General features: G+C 63.4%; 21 protein-coding genes. 8 read left to right on the top strand and 13 right to left on the bottom strand.

The window, feature by feature from the left end; all coding sequences use genetic code 11:
- Nucleotides 1-125 precede the first annotated feature (125 nt).
- Entirely contained in the window at nucleotides 126-2,132 is a 2,007-nt protein-coding gene (locus NDB2M4_RS13265; protein ID WP_139247265.1) for a protein-L-isoaspartate(D-aspartate) O-methyltransferase, read from the top strand.
- Between the two features lie 5 nt (nucleotides 2,133-2,137).
- On the opposite strand, the gene NDB2M4_RS13260 is transcribed toward NDB2M4_RS13265, so the two are convergent.
- The 4 genes from NDB2M4_RS13260 to NDB2M4_RS13245 form a co-directional block, all read right to left on the bottom strand.
- The gene (locus NDB2M4_RS13260; protein WP_072375884.1) at nucleotides 2,138-3,979 is read right to left on the bottom strand and encodes a PHA/PHB synthase family protein; all 1,842 of its coding nucleotides are present in this window, start codon (nucleotides 3,977-3,979) and stop codon (nucleotides 2,138-2,140) included.
- A 227-nt stretch (nucleotides 3,980-4,206) separates the two neighbouring features.
- Entirely contained in the window at nucleotides 4,207-4,572 is a 366-nt protein-coding gene (locus NDB2M4_RS13255) for a SpoIIAA family protein (RefSeq protein ID WP_072375882.1), read from the bottom strand.
- Between the two features lie 65 nt (nucleotides 4,573-4,637).
- On the bottom strand, nucleotides 4,638-5,402 hold the full coding sequence (locus tag NDB2M4_RS13250; protein ID WP_072375880.1) for an N-acetylmuramoyl-L-alanine amidase: 765 nt from the start codon (nucleotides 5,400-5,402) through the stop codon (nucleotides 4,638-4,640).
- Nucleotides 5,399-6,130 (bottom strand): TerB family tellurite resistance protein, encoded by a 732-nt coding sequence (locus NDB2M4_RS13245; RefSeq protein ID WP_072375878.1) that lies wholly within the window; start codon nucleotides 6,128-6,130, stop codon nucleotides 5,399-5,401. The genes NDB2M4_RS13250 and NDB2M4_RS13245 overlap by 4 nt, the downstream gene beginning before the upstream one ends.
- Nucleotides 6,131-6,311: 181 nt before the next feature.
- On the opposite strand from NDB2M4_RS13245, the gene NDB2M4_RS13240 reads away from it, so the two are divergent.
- A complete protein-coding gene (locus tag NDB2M4_RS13240) occupies nucleotides 6,312-9,935 on the top strand; it encodes a hydantoinase B/oxoprolinase family protein (protein WP_072375876.1) in 3,624 nt (1,207 codons plus the stop codon).
- Between the two features lie 137 nt (nucleotides 9,936-10,072).
- Nucleotides 10,073-10,948, top strand: coding sequence for a pentapeptide repeat-containing protein (locus NDB2M4_RS13235; protein WP_244536171.1), 876 nt, complete (start codon nucleotides 10,073-10,075; stop codon nucleotides 10,946-10,948).
- A 72-nt stretch (nucleotides 10,949-11,020) separates the two neighbouring features.
- Here NDB2M4_RS13235 and NDB2M4_RS13230 read toward each other — a convergent pair whose 3' ends face one another.
- The 6 genes from NDB2M4_RS13230 to egtB all read right to left on the bottom strand — a co-directional run bounded on the left by NDB2M4_RS13230 (nucleotide 11,021) and on the right by egtB (nucleotide 15,685).
- Nucleotides 11,021-11,425 carry a DUF2852 domain-containing protein gene (locus NDB2M4_RS13230; protein WP_072375874.1) on the bottom strand — a complete coding sequence of 135 codons (405 nt, stop codon included), beginning with the start codon at nucleotides 11,423-11,425 and terminating at the stop codon, nucleotides 11,021-11,023.
- Nucleotides 11,426-11,503: 78 nt separating this feature from the next.
- Nucleotides 11,504-11,929: a DUF2852 domain-containing protein gene (locus NDB2M4_RS13225; RefSeq protein WP_072375872.1), complete on the bottom strand. Its 426-nt coding sequence runs from the start codon at nucleotides 11,927-11,929 to the stop codon at nucleotides 11,504-11,506.
- A gap of 443 nt (nucleotides 11,930-12,372) precedes the next feature.
- Nucleotides 12,373-12,597, bottom strand: coding sequence for a hypothetical protein (locus NDB2M4_RS13220; RefSeq protein WP_072375870.1), 225 nt, complete (start codon nucleotides 12,595-12,597; stop codon nucleotides 12,373-12,375).
- 101 nt (nucleotides 12,598-12,698) lie between these two features.
- The gene (locus NDB2M4_RS13215) at nucleotides 12,699-13,340 is read right to left on the bottom strand and encodes a TetR/AcrR family transcriptional regulator (RefSeq protein ID WP_072375868.1); all 642 of its coding nucleotides are present in this window, start codon (nucleotides 13,338-13,340) and stop codon (nucleotides 12,699-12,701) included.
- A gap of 36 nt (nucleotides 13,341-13,376) precedes the next feature.
- The gene (gene egtD / locus NDB2M4_RS13210) at nucleotides 13,377-14,384 is read right to left on the bottom strand and encodes an L-histidine N(alpha)-methyltransferase (RefSeq protein WP_083556330.1); all 1,008 of its coding nucleotides are present in this window, start codon (nucleotides 14,382-14,384) and stop codon (nucleotides 13,377-13,379) included.
- Nucleotides 14,381-15,685 (bottom strand): ergothioneine biosynthesis protein EgtB, encoded by a 1,305-nt coding sequence (gene egtB, locus NDB2M4_RS13205; RefSeq protein WP_072375866.1) that lies wholly within the window; start codon nucleotides 15,683-15,685, stop codon nucleotides 14,381-14,383. Before egtB ends, egtD begins: the two co-directional genes overlap by 4 nt.
- A gap of 260 nt (nucleotides 15,686-15,945) precedes the next feature.
- On the opposite strand from egtB, the gene NDB2M4_RS13200 reads away from it, so the two are divergent.
- From NDB2M4_RS13200 to NDB2M4_RS20260, 3 genes are read left to right on the top strand one after another with little or no spacing between them, the layout of a single operon-like run.
- A complete protein-coding gene (locus NDB2M4_RS13200; RefSeq protein ID WP_139247264.1) occupies nucleotides 15,946-16,173 on the top strand; it encodes a hypothetical protein in 228 nt (75 codons plus the stop codon).
- Between the two features lie 11 nt (nucleotides 16,174-16,184).
- Nucleotides 16,185-16,799: a hypothetical protein gene (locus NDB2M4_RS13195; protein ID WP_072375863.1), complete on the top strand. Its 615-nt coding sequence runs from the start codon at nucleotides 16,185-16,187 to the stop codon at nucleotides 16,797-16,799.
- 43 nt (nucleotides 16,800-16,842) lie between these two features.
- Nucleotides 16,843-16,980, top strand: a complete 138-nt coding sequence (locus tag NDB2M4_RS20260; protein ID WP_171988101.1) for a hypothetical protein — start codon at nucleotides 16,843-16,845, stop codon at nucleotides 16,978-16,980.
- Nucleotides 16,981-17,020: 40 nt separating this feature from the next.
- Here NDB2M4_RS20260 and NDB2M4_RS13190 read toward each other — a convergent pair whose 3' ends face one another.
- Both NDB2M4_RS13190 and NDB2M4_RS13185 read right to left on the bottom strand, forming a co-directional pair.
- Nucleotides 17,021-17,692: an extensin-like domain-containing protein gene (locus NDB2M4_RS13190; RefSeq protein WP_072375860.1), complete on the bottom strand. Its 672-nt coding sequence runs from the start codon at nucleotides 17,690-17,692 to the stop codon at nucleotides 17,021-17,023.
- A 407-nt stretch (nucleotides 17,693-18,099) separates the two neighbouring features.
- On the bottom strand, nucleotides 18,100-18,852 hold the full coding sequence (locus NDB2M4_RS13185; protein ID WP_072375858.1) for an alpha/beta fold hydrolase: 753 nt from the start codon (nucleotides 18,850-18,852) through the stop codon (nucleotides 18,100-18,102).
- Between the two features lie 110 nt (nucleotides 18,853-18,962).
- Here NDB2M4_RS13185 and NDB2M4_RS13180 point away from each other — a divergent pair, with 110 nt between their 5' ends.
- Both NDB2M4_RS13180 and NDB2M4_RS13175 read left to right on the top strand, forming a co-directional pair.
- Entirely contained in the window at nucleotides 18,963-19,214 is a 252-nt protein-coding gene (locus NDB2M4_RS13180) for a zinc-finger domain-containing protein (RefSeq protein ID WP_072375856.1), read from the top strand.
- A gap of 23 nt (nucleotides 19,215-19,237) precedes the next feature.
- Nucleotides 19,238-20,494: an FAD-dependent monooxygenase gene (locus tag NDB2M4_RS13175; protein WP_083556328.1), complete on the top strand. Its 1,257-nt coding sequence runs from the start codon at nucleotides 19,238-19,240 to the stop codon at nucleotides 20,492-20,494.
- Here the strand turns inward: NDB2M4_RS13175 and NDB2M4_RS13170 are convergent.
- Nucleotides 20,485-21,222: a type 1 glutamine amidotransferase gene (locus tag NDB2M4_RS13170; protein ID WP_072375854.1), complete on the bottom strand. Its 738-nt coding sequence runs from the start codon at nucleotides 21,220-21,222 to the stop codon at nucleotides 20,485-20,487. The genes NDB2M4_RS13175 and NDB2M4_RS13170 overlap by 10 nt on opposite strands.
- Nucleotides 21,223-21,252 lie beyond the last annotated feature (30 nt).

Here is a 21,252-nt window from a genome sequence, read left to right as displayed (position 1 = left end):
ATCGAGTTGCGTAACCAGCTATTGGGGGAGTGGACAAATCTCTTGTCATGCGGCTCGCGCACCTTGCGCATGCGTCGTAGTGTGCCAACGGGGCGGGCACGCCACTTCAAATGCTGGAAACTCCCATGAGCGGTTTTGCTTCCCAGCGCGCGTACATGATCGAGCACCACATAAAGGGGCGCGGCGTACGGTCTGCGTTGGTGCTCGATGCCATGAACGAGGTGCCGCGCGAGAGGTTTCTGCCCTCACATCTGCGCGACTACGCCTACGAGGACGCGCCACTCCCGATCGGAGAAGAGCAGACGATATCGCAGCCGTATATCGTGGCGTTCATGGTCGAAGCGCTCGGACTGTCGGGCGGCGAAAGGGTGCTTGAGATCGGAGCCGGGTCAGGTTACGCGGCGGCGGTTCTGTCGCGCATTGCCGGCGAGGTCTATACGGTGGAGCGCATTGGTGCGCTCGCTGCTAAAGCTTCAGAGCGTCTTGCCGACCTCGGTTATCGCAACGTGCATGTGCTGCACGCCGATGGCACGCGCGGATGGCCCGAGCATGCTCCTTACGACGCCATCATCGTCGCCGCCGGCGGCCCTGACGTTCCGCGCTCGCTGATGCAGCAGTTGAAGGTCGGCGGGCGGCTTGTCATTCCGGTAGGGCGCGATCCGCGGGCTCAGGAGCTCGTCCGCATCACGCGCGTCAGCGACGACGATTACAAGACCGAAGATATCGCCGACGTGCGCTTCGTCCCCCTGGTTGGCGAGGAGGGATGGGAGGAGCCAAGCCGCCCCCGCGTGCGGGCGAAGAAACCCAGCAGAGACGGCGTCGATGCAGACCTCGTCAAGGCGCTGAAACAGCAAATCGAGCCGTTCGACGATGTGGATGACGCCGACCTCGAGCCTCTGCTGACGCGCATCGGTGATGCCCGCGTCGTGCTGATCGGGGAGGCGACGCACGGGACATCGGAGTTCTACCGGCTGCGCGAGAAGATCACGCGCGCGCTGATCACGCGGAAGGACTTTACCTTCGTTGCCATAGAGGGCGACTGGCCGGACGCGGGCCGCATCGACCATTACGTACGGCATTTCGAGTTTCCCGCTTCAGAGTGGACCGCCTTTGCGCGCTTTCCAACGTGGATGTGGCGCAACCAGGAGGTCCGGGAATTCGTCGACTGGCTGCGCAAATATAACCACAGCAAGCTGCCGAAGGAGCGTGTCGCCTTTCACGGGCTCGATCTCTATAGCCTGCACACATCAATCCGAGCGGTGCTCGAATACCTCGACCAAGTCGATCCCGAGGCCGCGAAAATCGCACGCGAGAGGTATGGCTGCCTGACGCCGTGGCAGTCGGACCCCGCAACGTACGGGCGTGCGGCGCTCAGTGGCGGCTACCGCACGTGCGAGAATGAAGTCGCGCTGATGCTGTCCGGCATCCTGGCGCGACAGCGGGAGTACGCGGTGCGAGACGGCGAACGGTATCTCGATGCGGTGCAGAACGCGCGTCTCGTTGCCAGCGCCGAGCGCTATTACCGGGTGATGTATTACGGCTCGCGCGCGTCGTGGAACCTGCGCGACACGCACATGTTCGAGACGCTGAAGGCGCTGTTTGCGTTCTATGGGCCGCACAGCAAGGCTGTCATCTGGGCGCACAACTCGCACGTTGGAGATGCGAGCGCCACGGAGATGGGCAGCCGCGGCGAGACCAATATCGGCGAACTCTGCCGGCGCGAGTACGGCGAAGGGGCCTACCGGATCGGATTTGGGACCGATAGCGGAACTGTTGCGGCAGCCTCCGACTGGGATGGACCGATGCAGGTGATGAAGGTTCGTCCGTCACAGCCGAGAAGCCACGAACGCCAGTGCCACGCGGTGAGCGAGGAAACCGGCAAAGCGAGCTTCATGCTGCCGCTGGGGCGCAATCTTGCCTCTGAACTCAGAGGGCCGCTGTCTTTGCCGCGTATCGAACGCGCGATCGGTGTGATCTACCGCCCCGAGACCGAGATCGCGAGCCACTACTTCCAGGCGGTACTGCCGCGGCAGTTCGACGAGTATGTGTGGATCGATACCACGTCGGCCGTCAGCCCGCTTGTCACGCGCGACCTCGAGGGCGTGCCGGATACATATCCGTTCGGGCTCTGATGGGGCTACGTTTGCAGGACGTAAGTTCCAGGCGCCTTGCACAGCGGCGTGAGCTTGCCACCTCCGGGCTCTCGGGCGTCGACCTCACCGCTGGAATGTGAGTCGAGCCAGCGCACCCACTCCGGCCACCAGGAACCCTGGTTGGGCATCATCTTCGCGTACCAGGTGTCGGGATCGAGATAGATGTCGGCATCTGTGCGCGTCGCCACGCGATAGCTGCGCTTGGAGTTGCCGGGCGGAGAGACGATACCGGCGTTGTGGCCGCCGGTGGTCAGCAGGAACGTGACCTCGGTATCGAGCAGAAGGTTCAGCTTGAAGACAGAGCGCCAAGGCGCCACGTGGTCTGTCTCTGTGGAAACGGCGAAGACGGGAACCCTTATGTCGGTGAGCGCGGCGATCTCTCCATCGGTGCGCAAGCGCCCTTCGGCGAAGTCGTTGTTCAGGAAGAGCTGACGCAGGTAGTCGGAGTGCATGCGATAGGGCATGCGCGTTGAATCGGCATTCCACGCCATGAGGTCGAACAACGGCTCACGGTCGCCCATCAGATAGTCGTGCACCATGCGCGACCAGATGAGGTCGTTGGAGCGCAGGAGCTGGAAGGCGCCGGACATCTGCCGGGCGTCGAGATAACCCTCTTTCCACATCATGTCTTCGAGGAAGGAGACTTGGCCCTCGTTGATGAATAGGGTGAGTTCGCCAGCCTCGGTGAAGTCCACCTGGGCGGCGAATAGGGTCATCGTGGCCAAGACATCGCGATGCTCACGCGAGAGCGTCGCGGCGGCAACGGAGAGCAGCGTACCACCGAGGCAATAGCCGGCAGCGTGGACCTTGCGGTTGGGGATGACAGTGCGAACCGCATCCAGCGCGGCTTCGACACCCAGCTTGCGGTAATCCTCGAAGCTGAGGTTGCGGTCAGACGATTCCGGGTTCTTCCAGGATATCATGAAGACCGTGTAGCCACGGTCGAGCAGGTACTGCACCAGGGAGTTCTGTGGGCTGAGATCGAGAATGTAGTACTTCATGATCCAGGCCGGCACGATCAGCACCGGCTCGGCCTTTACGCGCTTGGTGCGTGGCGCGTACTGGATCAGCTCGATCAGGTCGTTGCGATAGATGACCTCGCCGGGCGTGACCGCGAGCGTCTCGCCGACCTTGAAGTTCTCCATGCCGACGGGCGGGCGGCCATCGATTGCGCGCTGAAAATCTTCGGCGAAGTTCCAATAGCCGCGCACGAGGTTCATGCCGAAGTCGCTGATCGTCTTCTGCATCACCTCGGGGTTGGTGAAGAGGAAGTTCGACGGCGAGAGCATGTCGAGCATCTGGCGGGTGGCGAATTCGACCTGCTTCTCGTGATCGCGCTCAACGCCGCGCACGCCGACCGTGGCGTTGTGCCACCACTGCTGTTGCAGCAGGAAAGCTTGGCTCATCACGTTGTAGGGGAAGGTTTTCCATGCGTCGCCGCGAAAGCGCTTATCCTGCGGCAGCGGCTCGATGCAGCATTCGGGGCAACTCGGATTGCCGATGGCAGCCGTCGTATAATGAACGAGGCGCAGCCACTTGCGCAGCGCCTTGTGAACGAGCTGCCCCTGCCTGCCCGGTGATCCCGCGAGGTGAAGCATCCAATCGTAGTAGGCCTCGAGCACGGCCGCGGGGGACAACCCCATCGTGAGCCGCGACATGGCGTAGTGCACCGAACGATCGACGGCATCGGCGAGACCGCTCGCGGCGTCTTCGGCCGGATCATCGGCGAATGGGGCTCCGGGAGCACGCACGGGGAGCGTTCGCGGGGTGGGCTGAAGAGCCTGGGGGGAACGTACCGACAGCTGGGTATTGGGGCGTGTCGCCATGGGGGGCCTCTCACCAGCTACGGGGTGCGTCGCTTCAACCTGCCGTCGTATTACGTCAGTTCTTTGTGACGGCGTTGATAGGCATCAAGATCACCCGATGCGCGGAGCATTCGGATACGACAGGCTTCCTAAACTTGGGGTCAAGAGGTTGATCCTCCAATCATAGGCAGGGTCGGTGGCCCGGACAGAGCGACGCACCTTCCTCGATGATGAGCCGAGGGCCCCGCTCAGGTGGCGCTGATCCACTGGCGCGCGGCCTCGGCTTCCGCGGTCGGGTAGACCTTGACCTGGGCGGGCATGAGGAAGCCAAACGCCGTTACCGAAACCTTGATCCACTCGATATCGGTGACGACGGCGATGCGCTCCCACTTGAGGAAGTGCCCCATGCCAACCTTTGTGTCGGCCCACATCGCGCCCAGCTCCATGCCGCGGAACTGCGGCCCGATCTGATAATAAAGGCGCACCGTATCGTGCTGATCCAGCGCGCGCTGCACGGCCGGGGCGACAACCTTTTCGTAATCTTCCTTGGTGAGCTCACCCGAAGCCGATAGGGCGACGACGTTTGCCGGAAATCCCTTCACTAACTCGATCATGACCACCTCCGTAGGCTCTCGAGGATGGCGCGATTGTATTGCGCCATTCTGAAATTCCTGGGCCGTCAGCTCGTCGCGCGGTCTGGCAGCGCAGCGACGAGCCGGGTCAGCGTATCGAGGGTGCCTGCGTCGAGGCGGCCATCGGCGCGCTGCGGGCGGAAATGAAGCTGAAAACTGCGGACGAGCACGGACAGCCAGTCGCTGCGCTCGGGGTTGTCGATGCCGTAGCCGTAGGCGCGCATGAGCGCGAGCGTGTCGGTGATTGCTGCACTGTCGTCATCGAGCAGCTGCGCCGAAGCATCGTCGATAGATGCGGGCGGCACCCAATGGCCGACGCCGTGCCTGGCGAGCCAGGCCCAGTTGAATTTCTCGCCGGGGTCGAGCTTGCGTCCGGGGGCGATATCCGAATGGGCGAGGATGCGCTCGGCGGGGACGCCATGACGCTTGGCGATGTCGCGGCAGAGCGCGGCGACGGCCTCCATCTGCGGAAGCGGAAAATCGGGATAGCCATGCTCGTGCCCGGTGTTCTGAATCTCGATGCCGATGGAAGCGGAGTTGATGTCGGTGTTGCCGCCCCAGTGTGAGACGCCAGCGTGCCAGGCACGCTTTTCCTCCTCGACCATCTGCGTGATGCGGCCATCCTCGTCGACCACGTAGTGGCACGAGACCTTGCTCACCGGATTGGCGAGCCAGCCGATCGCCTTCTCGGCGGACGACATGCCGGTGTAGTGCAGGATAATGATGTCGGGACGGCTGCCGGCGCGGCGTTCCTCGATGTTGGGCGAGGGATACAGCGTATGCACCAGCGTGGAGTCGGGCTTGAGGATCATGGTCCGCCCCGCTCTCTGCCTGGTTTGTGCCGGTCTTTAACAACGGCGTCGTAGGCGGCATTGATGGCGGCGAGGCGCCTATTCGCGGCGCAGCGCAACTCCTGCGGCACGCCCGTTGCAGCCAACCGGTCAGGGTGGTGCTCGCGCACGAGCGAGCGGTGGCGCAGCTTCAAGTCGGCGTCGGAAATGTCGGGGTGCACGCCGAGGATCTGATACGGGCTGCACGGGTCGTTGATGAATCCGGCGCGGATGCTGAGGAACTCCCCGCGCGAAAGGCCGAACTTGTCGGCGACGACTTCGAGGAACCTATCCTCGTCGGGATGAAGGATGCCGTCGGCTGCTGCGACGTGGAACAGGCATTCGAGCAAGGCGCGCAACATTTGCGGCTCGTCGGCAAGCAGCGAGGCGATCTTGCCGGCGTAGGTTTCGTAGCCAGCGATATCCTGCGCAGCCAAATCGTACAGGCGATGGAAGTTTGCACGCTCTTCGGAAGGGACATCGAACACGCGCTCAAAAGCGCGCTCCTCGACGGGCAGGGCGACGCCGTCGGCCTTGGCCATCTTGGCCGCCAGCGTCGTAACGGCGATGGTGAAGGCGACGGTGCGATAGCCGGGCGTCTGCCGCGCCGCACGGTCTCCAGCGATACGGTTCCACAGCGCCGAGAGCGCGTCGCGCATAGTGCCGCCGGGCTCGATACCGATCGCCTGCGCTATATCCTTCCAAGGCATGCAGAACCCTTATCGGCATTCGCCCGTAACTTGAAGCCCCGCCTCGGCCTGCCGCCACCCAGTTCACGCAAAGTCGCAGCAATTGGCGGAAAAAACGGAGCGAGCCGGGATATGGTCGCGGTTGACGCTAACCGCAACGCCCGATAGCTCACGGGAGCGGTGGTTTTCCAGCGGGCGGCGAATGGCAGGGCTTCTCAGCGACGAAAAGTGGCACTTCTTCATCGACCGCGGGGGGACGTTTACCGACGTCGTTGCACGCGCACCCGATGGACGGCTGCTCGCGCGCAAGTTGCTTTCCGAGAACCCCGGCGCCTACGACGACGCCGCACTCGAAGCGATCCGCCGCTTTCTGGAGGTGCCGAGCGGGGCACCTATTCCGTCGACGCGCATCGCGACGGTGAAAATGGGTACGACGGTCGCCACCAACGCACTTTTGGAGCGCAAGGGCGACACCACGCTGCTCGTCATCACGCGCGGACTGAAAGACCAGCTCGAGATCGGTACGCAGGCCAGACCTGACATCTTCGCCAAGCGCATCATCAAGCCGGATATGCTCTACAGCCGCGTGATCGAGGCGGACGAGCGGGTGCGCGCGGACGGAACCGTAGAGCGGCCTATCGATCTTGAGGCACTCGAGGTGGGGCTTCGGCAAGCGCGTTCGCAAGGCATCGACGCGGTCGCCATCGTGTTCATGCACGCCTACGCTTTTCCCGAGCACGAGCAGCAGGCCGCGGCGCTGGCGCGGAGCCTCGGCTTTTCCCAGGTTTCGGCGAGCCACGAGGTATCGCCGCTGATCAAGCTGGTGCCGCGCGGGGATACAACGGTGGCGGACGCCTACCTGTCACCCGTGCTCAACCGTTACGTCGATCGCGTGTCGACAGCGCTGAAAGCCGGTGACGATGACGAACTGCGGCTGCTGTTCATGGCGTCGTCGGGCGGATTGAAGTCGGCGCAGACCTTCCGCGGGCGCGATGCAATCCTATCGGGGCCTGCGGGCGGCGTGGTCGGTATGGCGGAGACCGCCAAGCGCGCCGGGTTCGACAAGGTCATCGGCTTCGACATGGGCGGCACGTCTACGGACGTTGCGCATTTCGCCGGAGAATATGAGCGCTCGTTCGAGACACAGATCGCCGGCGTGCGGCTGGCGGTGCCGATGCTGCGCGTGCATACGGTGGCTGCCGGCGGGGGATCCATCATTTCCTACGACGGCACACGCTTTCGGGTCGGGCCGGACAGCGCCGGGGCGAACCCCGGCCCGATGGCGTACCGGCGCGGTGGACCGCTGACGGTGACCGACGCCAATGTGATGCTCGGCAAGCTGGACCCCAAATTCTTTCCGGCGATCTTCGGCGAGGCGCACGATCAGCCGCTCGATGCCGAGGCGGTGCGCGCTGCCTTTGCCGAACTGGCGCTGAAGGTGGGAGACGGGCGCGCGCCGGAAGAGATCGCAGACGGAGCCATCCGCATCGCCGTCGAGAACATGGCGAATGCCATCAAGAAGATCTCGGTCGAGCGCGGGTATGACGTTACCGAGTACGCGCTCAACTGCTTCGGCTCGGCGGGTGGGCAGCACGCGTGCCTGATCGCCGATACGCTCGGCATCGAAACAGTGCTGGTGCATCCGCTGTCGGGGTTGTTGTCGGCGTACGGGATCGGCCTGGCACAGCAGCGCGCCAGCCGCGAGCGCTCGATTGAAGCGCCGCTGGGCGAAGAATCCATGGATGCGCTGGAGAACCTCGCCTTTGAGCTCGGCAGCGAGGTGACCGAGGAGTTGCTCGACGAGGGCGTAGAGCACGACGACATCGCCATCGAGAGCTTTGCGCATTTGCGTTACGCGGGCACCGACACCGCGCTTCCTGTGTCGTTGTCGGAGCCGCACTTCATGCGGCGCGACTTCGAAGTGTTGCATCGGCAGCGGTTTGGATTCGTCTCGCCGGAGAAGGACGTGGTCATCGCGGCGCTGGAAGTTGCGGCGACGGGGGGCGGCTCTCCCCAAACTTCTCCCTCCCCTGCCCTCCCCCGCAAGGAGGGAGGGTGTGAGAGTTTGCAGGCCACTCGCGCGACGAAGTTCTATTCGCGCGGAGGCTGGCACGAGGCGCCGGTTATTCTTCGCGACCAGCTTGCCAGCGGGTGCGATATCGCAGGGCCAGCGCTCGTTATCGAGCCGAACCAGACGGTGGTGGTCGAGCCCGGCTGGAAGCTGACGCTCACACCCGATAACGACATCGTCATGCGGCGGGCGGAGCCACCTCAGCGGGAGCGCCTAGGCTCGGAAGCCGACCCGGTGCTGCTCGAAGTGTTCAACAACCTCTTCATGGCTATCGCGGAGCAGATGGGCGAGGCGCTGCGCAATACGGCGCAGTCAGTGAACATCAAGGAGCGGCTCGACTTCTCCTGCGCGGTGTTCGATGCGTCGGGGGCACTCGTCGCCAACGCTCCGCATCTGCCGGTGCATCTGGGCTCGATGGATCGCTCGGTTGAGACGATCATTCGCGAGCGCAGGGGCAATATGCGTCCCGGCGACAGCTTCATGCTGAATGCGCCGTATAACGGCGGCACGCATCTCCCCGACATCACTGTCGTGACGCCAATGTTCGATGACGCCGGACAGCGGGTGCTGTTCTACGTGGCCAGCCGCGGGCATCACGAGGACATCGGCGGATTGACGCCCGGGTCGATGACGCCGCGGGCGACGCGGATCGAGGAAGAAGGCGTCTATATCGACAACTTCAAGCTGGTCGATCAAGGGCGGTTTCTCGAAGACGAAACGCGCGCGCTGCTTTGCGGTGCCAAGTATCCGGCACGGCGTCCGGAGAAAAACATCGCAGATCTCAAAGCGCAGATTGCTGCCAACGCCAAGGGAGAGGCGGAGCTTCGGCGCATGGTTGCACACTTCGGCCTCGAGGTGGTCGAGGCCTACATGCGCCACGTGCAGGACAACGCCGAGGAAGCGGTTCGGCGCCTGATATCGCGTCTAGAGGACGGGCATTTTCGCGTCGAGACCGATCAAGGCGCGACGGTGGAGGTGCGCATTACGGTCGATCGTGCGGCTCGGTCGGCAAAGGTGGACTTCAGCGGAACCAGTGCGCAGCAGGCGAACAACTTCAACGCCCCCGAGCCGGTGACCCGCGCGGCCGTCCTCTACACGTTTCGCGTGATGGTGGATGAGCCAATTCCGATGAATGCGGGGTGCCTGAAGCCGATCGAAATCGTGATCCCCGAGGGGTCGATGCTGCGGCCGACGTATCCCGCGGCGGTGGTGGCAGGCAACGTAGAGACCAGCCAAATCGTCACCAATGCTCTGTTCGGCGCGCTCGGCGCGCTCGGGTCCTCGCAAGGAACGATGAACAACCTCACGTTCGGGGACGAGGCGCTGCAGTACTACGAGACGTTATGCTCAGGCGCGCCAGCCGGGCCTGGGTTCGACGGTGCTGCGGCCGTGCACGTGCACATGACGAACACGAGACTGACTGATCCGGAGATCTTGGAGCTGCGCTATCCGGTGGTGCTGGAGGAGTTCTCGATCCGGCGCGGCTCGGGCGGCAAGGGGAAGTGGACCAGCGGCGATGGCACTTGGCGCGTCATCCGCTTTTTGAAGCGTATGCACTGCGCCATCCTTTCCGGCTACCGCAAAGTACGTCCGTTCGGCGTCGCGGGGGGCGAACCCGGCGAAGCAGGCAGCAATGGCGTGCGGCGGAAGGATGGGGCGATCGAAGCTCTTTCGGGCTGCGACGAGACCGTTTTGGAAGCCGGAGAGGCCATCATCATCGTCACGCCCACAGGGGGCGGTTATGGCTGCAATTAAAGCCAGCAATTTGATGTGTTGCAGAAGGCGCCTCATAGCCGCTTTCAGCAATTGCCGATCTCAATAACTCTTGCCAGATCGGGCCGCGCACCCCTCATTATAGGGGCAACGATGATCGCGAAGGCGACGGATAACAAATGATGAATGCGGCTCGCAAAGTGATGGTTCGCAAATCGGCCCTCGGTGGCGCGCTTGTCGGCGGCGCCATGCTGATGGGTGTTGCAGCTCACGTGCCTACGGTTCTGGCGGCAGAGACGGAGCCGGTGCCGCAGAACGCTGCGGACATGTCGGTGCGGGACATCGCCACGGAGCTGTTCAAAGCCAAGCCTGGCGAGGCGCCCGACTATTCGAACCACGATCTCACCTATCTCGACCTGTCGGGTCTGAACTTCAAAGGTGCCAAGCTCGCCAAGTCGAACTTCTATGGCGCCGACTTCACCGGAGCGAACCTGCGCGGCACGGATATGTCGGGCACGCGCCTCGACCGGGCGACACTGATCCGCGCAGATTTCTCAGGCGCAAACCTCTCCGGGGCCAGCATCTTGAGGCCGACGATCTATTCGGACCTCTCCGAGAACCTCGCCGATGCACCGCGCTTTGCCGGTGCCAATCTCTCCGGCATCCGTGTGATGGCTAATCTCTCGGGCTCTGATTTTCACGGCGCCGACCTCAGCGACGCGAACTTCACGCCGCGCGAAGTGCGCGCCGGACAAGGCACCATCACCACGCTGTCGAAGAACCTTCTGAAGTCCTGCGACTTCACCAAGGCAATCATCCGCGGGGGCAACTTCGAGCATGCGCTGATGACGTTCTCGCGCTTCAACGGCGCCGACCTGACCGATGCGAACCTGAGGAACACCGATCTTTCCCGCGCCGACTTCACCGGGGCCGACCTGACAGGTGCCGATTTGACGGGAGCCGATCTCGACGGCGCAACGCTGCTTGGCGTCAAGGGCCTCGACAAGGCGAAGGGGCTGTCGACAGCCCTCAACTTCGACAAGACGATCCGTTAGTCAGCAAGCGCGGACGGCAACAAAAAAGCCAGGGCATGCCCTGGCTTTCGTTTGCATTCACTGCCTTCGAGTTTAGGTGATAGCGCCTTGTGGGCGGTCGCCAGGCCGCCCCCAGCGCTCGGAGATGTACCGGTCGAACGCTTCGCGGTCTCTGGCCTTTCGGCGCTGCTCCAGGAAGTCGCGGAATTTTTCGCGCTCCTCGTCGAGACGGCGCAGCGTATCGGTGCGGTATTCGTCGAAGGCCGCATTGCCGCTGTTCTTGAAGAACGGCTGCGCGGGGGCCTGACGCGCAGCCGCGGACGACGACTGCACCTTCTGCCAGTAACGCGACTGGCGACGCCAAGCGATGGCGCCGAAGACCAGCAGAACCAACGGCCAGGCGAGCCAGAAGAGGGCCGCGACCAGCCAGACCGCAGCCCAGGCGAACATGACCAATGCTGCGAAGATGAAGCCGATGAAGCCGAGGATCAGAGGCATGGAGCGCCGCTCCTTAAGAGTTGGACACCAAGTTGCCAGGGCGGCACGCCGCCCTGGCTGGATTCATATAGGGACGATTTAGGCAGATGCGCCCTCGGTGCCGTCGGTGGGACGGGTGCGGCGCTCGGCCATGAACTGGTCGAACTCTGCCTTGTCCTTCGCCTTACGCAGGCGCTCCAGGAACTCGCGGAACTCGCGCTGCTCGTCTTCGAGCCGGCGCAGGGTCTCTTCGCGGTAGTCGTCGAAAGCGGCGTTGCCGCTCGACTGGAAGCCGCCGCGGAACTCACGGCCGAAGCGTTCCATCTTGCGGTCCCACCGATCCGCCCAGCGCTGCTGCCAGCGGCTCATGTCACCGTTACGTGCACCACAACCCATGCGTCCGCTCCATAGCAAGTAGGCAAGAATGGCGAGGCCCACGGGCCAGAAAAGGATGAAGCCGGCGACCATGACGGCAATCCACGCGGGTTTGCCGTAGTCGTCGAGCGTCGCCACAACCCCAGTCATTGAAGGTCTCTCCATGTGAATGTTTATCACATTTACATAGTTGGCAGGTGGCCTGGACCCCGTCAAGGGGCGGGCGCGGAAAAATCGGACTGCCGGATTTCGGTGGCCTGGATGGAGGGTCTGGCCAGAAGCCGGTGGCAGCCCGAGACCGCACGCTCGCTACACATGGTGCGACGTGGCCCGTAGCGCCAGATGCGCTTAACGCCAGGGCAACGCACGCGCGGAAGCGATCGCGCCCAATGCTGGACGCTCGTCAGCCATCAAAGGTGGAGGAGCAGGGCTGGCACGACATTGGTGCCGCAACCGATGAGTATCGCCCGTAGGCGACAGCGTAGTGCGAACTTGCAGTGTTCTCCCTGTCGGCCGGAGCCTGCGAGAGACAAGCGATCGTCACCACGACAATGAGAGAACGGCGGCGCCGCACGCGCCGCCGTCTCACGACATCAACGCTTCTTCTTGACGGCCTTGCGCTTCACCTTCTTGGCGGCGACCTTGCGCTTCACCGGCGACTTTTTCTTCTTCACCGGCTTCGCCGGCTTGTCGGCTGCCTGCGTGAGCGCCGAGGCTGCAAGCTTCTTGATTTCGGCGGGGGTGAGCGACGACGGCGACTTCAACGCCTTCGATGCGATCTTTGCAACTGCTGCCGATGTCTTCTCGTTAGCTGCCATGAGTTCAATCCATCTGTGTCAATGAATAAGAGAGCAATTGCTATACATCGGTTTTGCTCAGAGAGCACGCATTGCGTCATGCATCGTTCGTCGCGACGCATCTACTTGTCGGTGGGAACACCAAGACCATCGAGATAGATGAGCACTGCAGCTTCCAACAGATCGTCGGGCGACATCGGAATCGTGCGTCGTGCAGCATCGCCTCTGCCGAACAACGATGCGATGCCGTGACTGAGCGACCAGATGTGCAGCGCCATCATCAACGAGGGGGGACGCTTCTCCTTCGGCATGGTCGCTGCGACCGCCTCGCACGCCTGACGCAACACGTTGAATGCACGATCCCCGGCTTCACGAACCTCGGGATAATCGTTGAGCGGCACGCCGCTTTCGAACATCGCAGAGAACTGGGCCGGCTCCTTGGCGGCGAACCCGAGATAGGCGCGGCCGACGCGTTCGAACGCTGAGCGCGGCGTTGGCTTGCCGTCGTCCCAGGCACGCAACAGCGCCTCCGCAAAGGCATCAAAGCCGCGGCGCGCGATGTCGGCCATCAACGCGTCGCGATCGCGGAAATGGCGGTAGGGCGCGGCTGGACTGACGCCGGCTGCGCGCGCGGCATCGGCGAAGGTGAAGCCAGCCGGCCCCTTCTTGGAAATGAGATCGAGCGCGGCGGCGATGAGCGCTTCGCGCAGATTTCCGTGATGATAGCCGCGGCGCGAGCCCGGGCCGTCCTTGTGCCATGTCATGGCGCGCTTTTAGCGCAATTCGTGGCTGGAGAGCTATCAGGCGGTGAGAATGTGCACGCTGAACAGGTTCTCAGGGTCGGTCAGAACCTCGCGAGATTGCCACCCCGCCCGCTGCACCAGGGCGGCGAAACCGGCCATATCGTACTTATGCGAGTGCTCGGTGTGGATGCGCTCGCCTTCAGCAAAGCGGATCCGGTGGCCGAGGACGTTCACCGTCTGGGCGCGCCCGCTGACGAGATGCATATCGATCCGGCCGTGGCGCACGTCGTAGGTGGCGAGATGCGAAAAGGCGCTCAGATCGAAATCCGTGCCCAGCTCGCGGTTGGCGCGCCGAAGCAGGTTGAGATTGAAGGCGGCAGTTACGCCTTCCGCATCATCGTAAGCGGCGATGAGGCGGCGCACATCCTTCTTCAAATCGGCGCCGATGATGAGGATGGCCCCCTTGCCGAGGATGGCGCGCATGCTCGCGAGTAGAGCGACAGCATCGGATTCGGCCAGGTTGCCAATGGTCGAGCCGGGAAAGAAGCCGACGCGCGGGTGACCGGCGATAGCTGCGGGCAACGCAATGGGCCCCGAGAAATCGCCGACGACAGGTGTGACGCGCAGGTGCGGGAAGCGCTGCGCAATGCGTGTGCGGGCATCATCGAGCGCTGCAGGGCTGATGTCGATCGGCACGTAGGCGTGGAGATCGTCCATTTCGGCAAGCAGCAACTCGGTCTTGGTGCTCGAGCCGGACCCGAATTCGATCAGCACGGCACCGGGAGGGACAAGCCGGGCAAGATGCGTCGCGTGCGCGCGCAGGATGCTCGTCTCGGTACGCGTTGGATAGTATTCGGGGAGGCTGGTAATCTGCTCGAAGAGGCTGCTGCCCTCGGCATCGTAGAAGAAGCGGCAGGGGATGGCCTTGTTGCTCTTAGACAGACCGCAGACAAGAGCGGTGGCAAACTCGCTGGGTTCGCCATGGATATCGCACAGGGATGCCTCTGCTTCGGCGTCGCGTGCATCTGCGGCGGCTTCGAGCGTGTAGTCGTCGTCGAGATTCATGCGTCATCCTCGGCAAGGCGCACGCCGGTGAACTGCCAGCGCTGATGCGGGTAAAAGAAATTGCGGTAACTCGCGCGGATGTGGCCTTTCGGGGTTGCGCAAGAGCCGCCGCGGAGCACGTTCTGGCTGACCATGAACTTGCCGTTGTATTCACCGACGGCGCCTGGTGCGGGGCGATAGCCGGGGTAAGGCAGGTAGGCGCTTGATGTCCATTCCCACACGTCGCCGAAGAGCTGGGCGAGGCGGCCCTGTGCTGCCTGCGCGGCGCATGGGCGCAATGTGTCGGCGCCGAGATCGTTGCCTTCGACGGGATAGCCGGAAGTCGCCGCTTCCCACTCGAACTCGGTCGGCAAACGCTTCCCGGCCCAAGTCGCGAAGGCGTTTGCCTCATAGAAGCTCACGTGGGTAACGGGGCGCTCGAGATCAACGGGCCGCAATCCTTCGAGCGTCATCTGATGCCAGACGCCGTCGCGCTGCTCCCAATAGAGGGGCGACGTCCATCCCTGCGCCTTGATCGTCGCCCAGCCATCGGCGAGCCACAGCAGCGGCTCACGATAGCCGCCGTCCTCCATGAAGGAGAGCCACTCGGCGTTGGTCACGCAGCGATTGGCGAGGCGATATGGGTAGAGAAGCGCTTCGTGACGTGGGCCCTCGTTGTCGTAGGAGAATCCAGCGCCGTCGTGGCCTATCGTATGTATGCCACCGGAGAAGGGGATGAACTCCAGGTCGATGGCGGAGGATTGGGCGAGAGTTTGCGTTTGCCGGTACGCCGGGCGCAGCGGCTCGACGGCGAACAGGCTAAGAATGTCGGTCAGCAGCAGCTCTTGATGCTGCTGCTCGTGATTGATGCCGAGCTCGATCAGCGCGGCCAACGGATCGGGCGAAGAGTCGACAACGCCCTCATCGAACAGACGCGCAAGTGCGGCATCGACGTGGGCGCGGTATTCTCGCACTTGGGCGACGGACGGGCGCGTCAGCAATCCGCGCCGGGCGCGCGGATGACGGTCGCCTTTGCTCTCATAGTATGAATTGAAGCAATACTCGAAGTCAGGGGAGAACTCGCGATAGTCCGAAAGCGTCGGCTTCAGGATGAACGACTCGTAGAACCACGTGGTGTGCGCGAGGTGCCACTTGGTGGGGCTGGCGTCGTCCATCGACTGAACGACTTGATCTTCGTCGGATAGCGGTGCCGCGAGCGAGAGCGATAGATTTCGGCTGGAAAGCAGGCGCTCGTACAAATCGCCCTGACGCTTGCTAGAGCGCGGAGATGCGGTCTTTTCGACCGAGAGCGTTGAAAGCACAGGGAGCCTCAGGATTTTCGTTGGTGTTCGACACCGCCAACGGATGGCGCGATGCCGCGCAGGGCCAATTGCTTGGTAACGAACGAGTGTAACCGTTGGTTCGCCGCACCGCGAAAAAAGTTACCGCGCCTCGCCGCAATGGTCTGTTGCCCGACGGCTAACAATCTTCATCCAATTGTCTCGATGATCCACACGCGTCCTTCAGCGTGCCCGCCATACGCTCATCCAGTTGGACGCCCCGGGGATGCGAGGTTGTCGGCGTGGCACGAGTCGAGCTGGAAATCGGAGCTTTGGTTCAGTTCGCGGGCGCGCAATTCGCCGGCCTCGAGACCGGCCATATGGCGCCTGAGGTGTCGTATCGCATCGAACAGCTGATGATGCTCGATGACGGCGCCACGCTCTGTCGCATTCGCTGCGATGCAGAGCCGTTCGACCGTGTGGTGTCGGCTTGGCAGCTCGCCCGCGTGCTCAAGTCATCTCAAGCGTGAAGGAGCGCATTATGCGCGTTGTGATCGTCGCTGTGTTGTTTGCGTTGTCGTCCATCGCCATGGCGGCGGACACGCCGAGCGTCGAGTTCGGGAACGAGACGTTTTCGCTCGGCTTCGAGGATCAGCGCACGCTGCCTGACGGGCAGCCAGGGAACGGACTTGCGGAGTTCACCCTGCCGGGCGAGAGCGTCGACAACTGGTCGAAGCTGTTTGCGTTCTATTCGTATCCGGAGATGAACGTCGATCCGGTCACGGCGGTTGAAGCCGTAGGTAAGGCGGTCAAAGAGAGTAACAAGGACGCCAACTACGCAATCGTGACCAACGACAAGGGCGAGGCGATCATCGATTTTCTCACCTGGGCGCCCGACAGCGACGTCATGGAATTCAACGTATTCAAATATGCTCCGGCCGCCGATGGGCGTGGACTCGTGGCCATGCAGTACGCGCAGCACGTGAAGTTGGGGGATACCGACGTCGAGCAGATGCGCGAATTGCGGGCGACTTCGGTCGCCGACATGGCGGCCACGGATATCGATCAGGCACAGAAGTATTTTGCCGCCAAGCGCGCCCGGTCTGCCTCGGCCGGGGAGCCGTCTACGCTTGCGCGCGCTGGCCGCACCCGCTGAAATGGGCTAGCGTGCAGCACCGCAACGTGTGGGTAGGTGCCGCATGCGCTTGGTGCTTCTCGCTATCGTTTTTGGCGCTCTGGCCACGCCTCCTGTGGTGCAGCGGCTGCAGCCGGACTTCGTCTGCTGGGAAGCCGACATGGAATTTCCAGTCGACTGCGGCGACGAGGATGACGATTGAACCTTCGGGTCAACCGCACATCAAGCCCGGTGCATTCGCGCTATTTGCAGACAGTCTTCAGGCCATCAGAACCGCGGCGCGCAAGATCGACGTGGAAGTGGTCGGCGTGCAGCGAGTTGTAGTTGGGACCGAGCACCGTGGTGAACTCCTGGCAGGCCCCAGCGTGCACAGCGCGTAGGAACGCACGTTCGCGATAGTCGCCGCGCCAGCCCCGCTTCACCGAGATGCGGCGACCGTCGGCGAGGACGAAGCCGGAGACATCGAGGGCGTTGGCGTGGCCATGCTCCGACAAGATCGAGCCGCTGGCGTGATTGATCGGGCGACAGGCGTAAGAACCCGCAATGCTGAGCTCTGCCAGGGGCACACCATAGACGCGGCGCGCGGCGGGCTCGATCGTATTGACGACCCAGTTGTTGACCTGGGGGATCATAGGGCAGCGCAAGTAGGCGACGGGGCTCAGGGTGACGCGTCCGCCGTCGGCAGCGGCCATCTCGAAGGGGCGCTCGGCGCCGCACACGCTCGGTCCGCCGAGCGACAGCTTTGTCTTGACGAAGGGGCTTTCGCGAACCGCTCCGGAGGCCAGGCACGCGCGTTCTTCGGTCGCCCGCCAGGGCTCGTCCTTGGCAATAAAAGATTGGCCAGTGCCGCCACAGCCAGTGAGCAGCACCGGGACAAGAATGCCAAAAGCTACGCGCAACGGGACGGATGGCATGATGGGACGCTAACCGCGGTAACCCTAACGAATTGTGAATCTGCCATCTTTCCCAGCGGTATAGAGCCAGGGCATTCGGGCGCCATTACGACTCAAAAGCGGCGCAATCAGACAGGGCGCAACGAGACAACGCCCCAGCGAAAGTTATCCACAGCTGGAGTGCCGCAACTACTGCAACGTATGCAGACCTGTCACCTTTGGCTTGTTAAGTATTAGGTGTCTGGAGCGATCCAGGCCCCCAGGCAGTGGCCAATTCGTAATGCGTATGTGCTGCAAAATCTGGGTGTGTACTGCGTCTTGGCCCCGGCATTGATCGGCCGCCGATCTCATGGCAACCCCGCGTTTGTCTTTCGAGATTCCGGTGCTGGTCGCCGGGGCCTCGTATGCGGGCCGGTCGGAATCACCGGCTAGGATTGCTCTGCCAGAAACTCCAGAACCGCCTGCTTGAACAGCTTGTCGCCGACGGTCTTCATGTGATCGCGGTCGGGCAGCATCACAGCACGCGCGCCCGGTATCAGGGCGGCGAGATCCGCGGCCGGGCCGCCGATGACGTCCCTCTCTCCCACCACCACCAGCACGGGACAGCGCAGTCCCCCCACCGCCTCGGGGGTGATGCGGGCACGCGATGAGCGAATGCAGGCGGCGAGCGCCTTGAGGTCGCTTTTTGTCTGTTCGGCGAAGGCACGGAACGTGCGCGCGGTCGGATGCGTCACATCATCGATAGTCGGCGCTTCCAGTGCCTGCGCCACAGGACCGGTGCCGGCGACGCCACGCACCATGTTGATGCCGAGCCCGCCGAAGGTGAGCGAGCGCACCCGCTGCGGGTGGGCGATGGCGAGAAAGGCCGCGATGCGCGCGCCCATCGAATAGCCGACCACGTGCGCTTTCTCGATGCCGAGATGATCGAGAAGACGGCGCGCATCCTCGGCCATGAGCGGAGAGCCGTAGTCGTCGAGATTGTAGAGCTTGGCGCTGTGACCGTGGCCGCGGTTGTCGTAGGCGATGACGCGGAAACCGGCATTGGTCAGCAACTTCACCCAGCCAGTGTCGCCCCAGTTGGTCGAGACGTTAGAAGCAAAGCCGTGGATGAGGAGGACCGGGGTCCCCTCGCCTTCGTCGATGTAGGCGATTTCGACGCCGTCCGAGCTGAATTTCTGCACCGTTCGGTTCCTCACGCGGAGCGCGCTTTTGCCATCGCGCGCACCCCTATCATTTGCCACCGGCCGGCGCTATGGTCCCGCCAGCACATCAAGAACTGCAGGGCAAATCAATGGCCTCCAGCCCCGTCCCCCACCTCGCCAACGATCAGGGCGTGGAGAAGATCTTCATCGGCGTGCGCGAACTCAACTGCATGGGCGCCCGGCCGCCGTTCGATCATCCGCACGTCTATCTCGACATGGGTGGCGACGGTCAGATCCTCTGCCCCTACTGCTCGACGCTGTACATCTACGATCCGCGGCTCGCCGCAGACGAGAGCGATCCGGCGGGCGCGATCGTCAATCTCGTCGAGGATGCGGCCTAGCGGGCTCGCACGCTGCAATACCCATGTCCCTTCCACAGCTCGATCCTCTGGCGAATTCCAACGCTGAGGCGGCGTTGACACGCGCGCGTGACGGCGGCTCCGCCGATCCGGTGCTGATCGCCGGCGGTGGCATCGGCGGGTTGTCGACAGCGCTGGCGCTGGCGCGACGCGGCATCGCCTCGCACGTGATCGAGCGGCGTCCGGCTTTTCACGAGGAAGGCGCCGGCATTCAGCTCGGCCCCAACGGCACGCGCATTCTGCAGCATCTAGGCGTCGCGGATGCGCTGCGTGCACGCGTGGGCGAGCCGGAATCGCTCAGCGTGCGCGACGGGGCGAGCGGCGCGGAACTGGCGCGGATGCCGCTGGGGGAATGGATCGCGGCCCGCCACGGCGCGCCCTATTGGGTTGCACATAGAAAAGACCTGCACGCGGTGCTGGCCGATGCGGCACGCGCCAATCCGCTGATCTCATTGTCGCTCGGCTTTAGTGCATCGCAGGTGGCGAGCAACGATGCGCGGGTCTGCTTTGCGAACGACGCGGGGGAAGCACATTTTGGCTCTGCGCTGATCGCGGCGGATGGTGTCTGGTCGGGCCTGCGCACGAAGTTGATCGACGACAGCAAGCCGCGCTTTTCAGGCAAGAGCGCGGTGCGCAGCGTGATCGCGCGCGAAGAGTTGCCGACTGACTTTCTCCGTAACGAGGTGACGATCTGGCTGTTTCCGCAGGCGCACGTCGTGCATTACCCAGTCTCGGGCGGGAGGGAACTGGCGATCATCGTTGTGCTCGATGATAGCCGCCACGACACCGATTGGAGCGCGCCGGTGGCGCCAGATTGGGTGGCGCAGAACATGCCCGATAGCGCCGCACCGCTGCAGGCTCTGATCCGCTGCGCGCCGGCGTGGAAGCGCTGGTCATTGCAGTCGCTGCCGGTTCCCGCCGAATGGACGCGCGGCCGCATCGCGCTGCTCGGCGATGCAGCGCATCCCGTGATGCCATTCTTTGCGCAGGGTGCGGTGATGGCGCTGGAGGATGCAGTCGTGCTTGCCGATGCGCTCGCACTGAGACCGGATGACGTTCCGCAAGCGCTGCGCTCTTATCAGCAAATACGGCGTCCGCGCGTCGTCAAAGTTGCCGATGCTTCCCGGAACAACGGACGCATCTATCATCTTGGTGGCCCGTCCGCGGTGGCGCGCAACCTCGTGCTGCGCTACGCGCCGCCGGAGCGACTTATGGCGCGATACGACTGGCTCTATGGCTGGAAGGCCGGAGATCAGGCGTAAACGAGACGCTCGACTGCGATACGCATGAAGTTGTCATAGAGGCGCCGCGAATTGCCGAGCAATTCCGAAAAGCCCTCGCTCACGCGGGATTGCAGCGTCTGCACGAACCCCGGAGGATGCAGGCGGCTCAGCGCCTCCTGAGCGGCTACTCCTGAAGACCAATCCACCACGGACTGGTCAGTCGCCTCAACGTGGTATTGCAATCCGAAGGCGCTCGAGCCGTAGGCGAATGCCGCGATCGGGCAGTCGCTGGTCGAGGCAAGAACGATCGATCCGTCGGGCAGCGCTTTGACCTCGGCGCCATGCCACTGCAATCCGCGCTTTTTGTCGCCGAAGCCGGCATAAAGGGGATGCCGCCGCCCCTCGGGGCTGAGCGCAATCTCAAGCAGATTGATCTCGCCCACCGTCGCCGGCCCCACTTGGCCGCCCAGCGAGTCGGCAAGTAACTGATGGCCAAGGCAGACGCCGAGGAAGGGCTTGTCTTGCTCGACGACCCAGCGGCGGATGGCTGCCTTTTCGTGTTTCAGCCAGGGATAGGCGTCTTCGTCCCAAACATTCATTGGGCCGCCCATCACCATCAGGATGTCGAACTGGTCGAGGTCTGGGAGCGGCTCGCCGCGATCAAGCTTCACGATAGCGGGCGCGATCCCATCCACGCGCAGATGGCCGGCGAGGGTGCCCGCATGGCATGAATCTGCATGCTGGAAGATGACGACGCGCGGCAGCATCGGAGGTCAATTCTCAGTTTCCCCGTAGGA

The sequence above is a fragment of the Hyphomicrobium sp. NDB2Meth4 genome, assembly GCF_900117445.1.
Lineage (GTDB): Bacteria > Pseudomonadota > Alphaproteobacteria > Rhizobiales > Hyphomicrobiaceae > Hyphomicrobium_A.
The sequence above is the reverse complement of the archived record's forward strand: the minus strand, read 5'-3'. Positions and strand labels throughout refer to the sequence as shown.

Excerpts from the sequence above, each read along its gene's own strand:
- NDB2M4_RS13265 (WP_139247265.1), top strand. The coding sequence starts at position 126 with ATGAGCGGTTTTGCTTCCCAGCGCGCGTACATGATCGAGCACCACATA.
- NDB2M4_RS13260 (WP_072375884.1), bottom strand. The coding sequence starts at position 3,979 with ATGGCGACACGCCCCAATACCCAGCTGTCGGTACGTTCCCCCCAGGCT.
- NDB2M4_RS13255 (WP_072375882.1), bottom strand. The coding sequence starts at position 4,572 with ATGATCGAGTTAGTGAAGGGATTTCCGGCAAACGTCGTCGCCCTATCG.
- NDB2M4_RS13250 (WP_072375880.1), bottom strand. The coding sequence starts at position 5,402 with ATGATCCTCAAGCCCGACTCCACGCTGGTGCATACGCTGTATCCCTCG.
- NDB2M4_RS13245 (WP_072375878.1), bottom strand. The coding sequence starts at position 6,130 with ATGCCTTGGAAGGATATAGCGCAGGCGATCGGTATCGAGCCCGGCGGC.
- NDB2M4_RS13240 (WP_072375876.1), top strand. The coding sequence starts at position 6,312 with ATGGCAGGGCTTCTCAGCGACGAAAAGTGGCACTTCTTCATCGACCGC.
- NDB2M4_RS13235 (WP_244536171.1), top strand. The coding sequence starts at position 10,073 with ATGATGAATGCGGCTCGCAAAGTGATGGTTCGCAAATCGGCCCTCGGT.
- NDB2M4_RS13230 (WP_072375874.1), bottom strand. The coding sequence starts at position 11,425 with ATGCCTCTGATCCTCGGCTTCATCGGCTTCATCTTCGCAGCATTGGTC.
- NDB2M4_RS13225 (WP_072375872.1), bottom strand. The coding sequence starts at position 11,929 with ATGACTGGGGTTGTGGCGACGCTCGACGACTACGGCAAACCCGCGTGG.
- NDB2M4_RS13220 (WP_072375870.1), bottom strand. The coding sequence starts at position 12,597 with ATGGCAGCTAACGAGAAGACATCGGCAGCAGTTGCAAAGATCGCATCG.
- NDB2M4_RS13215 (WP_072375868.1), bottom strand. The coding sequence starts at position 13,340 with ATGACATGGCACAAGGACGGCCCGGGCTCGCGCCGCGGCTATCATCAC.
- egtD (WP_083556330.1), bottom strand. The coding sequence starts at position 14,384 with ATGAATCTCGACGACGACTACACGCTCGAAGCCGCCGCAGATGCACGC.
- NDB2M4_RS13195 (WP_072375863.1), top strand. The coding sequence starts at position 16,185 with ATGCGCGTTGTGATCGTCGCTGTGTTGTTTGCGTTGTCGTCCATCGCC.
- NDB2M4_RS20260 (WP_171988101.1), top strand. The coding sequence starts at position 16,843 with ATGCGCTTGGTGCTTCTCGCTATCGTTTTTGGCGCTCTGGCCACGCCT.
- NDB2M4_RS13190 (WP_072375860.1), bottom strand. The coding sequence starts at position 17,692 with ATGCCATCCGTCCCGTTGCGCGTAGCTTTTGGCATTCTTGTCCCGGTG.
- NDB2M4_RS13180 (WP_072375856.1), top strand. The coding sequence starts at position 18,963 with ATGGCCTCCAGCCCCGTCCCCCACCTCGCCAACGATCAGGGCGTGGAG.
- NDB2M4_RS13175 (WP_083556328.1), top strand. The coding sequence starts at position 19,238 with ATGTCCCTTCCACAGCTCGATCCTCTGGCGAATTCCAACGCTGAGGCG.
- NDB2M4_RS13170 (WP_072375854.1), bottom strand. The coding sequence starts at position 21,222 with ATGCTGCCGCGCGTCGTCATCTTCCAGCATGCAGATTCATGCCATGCG.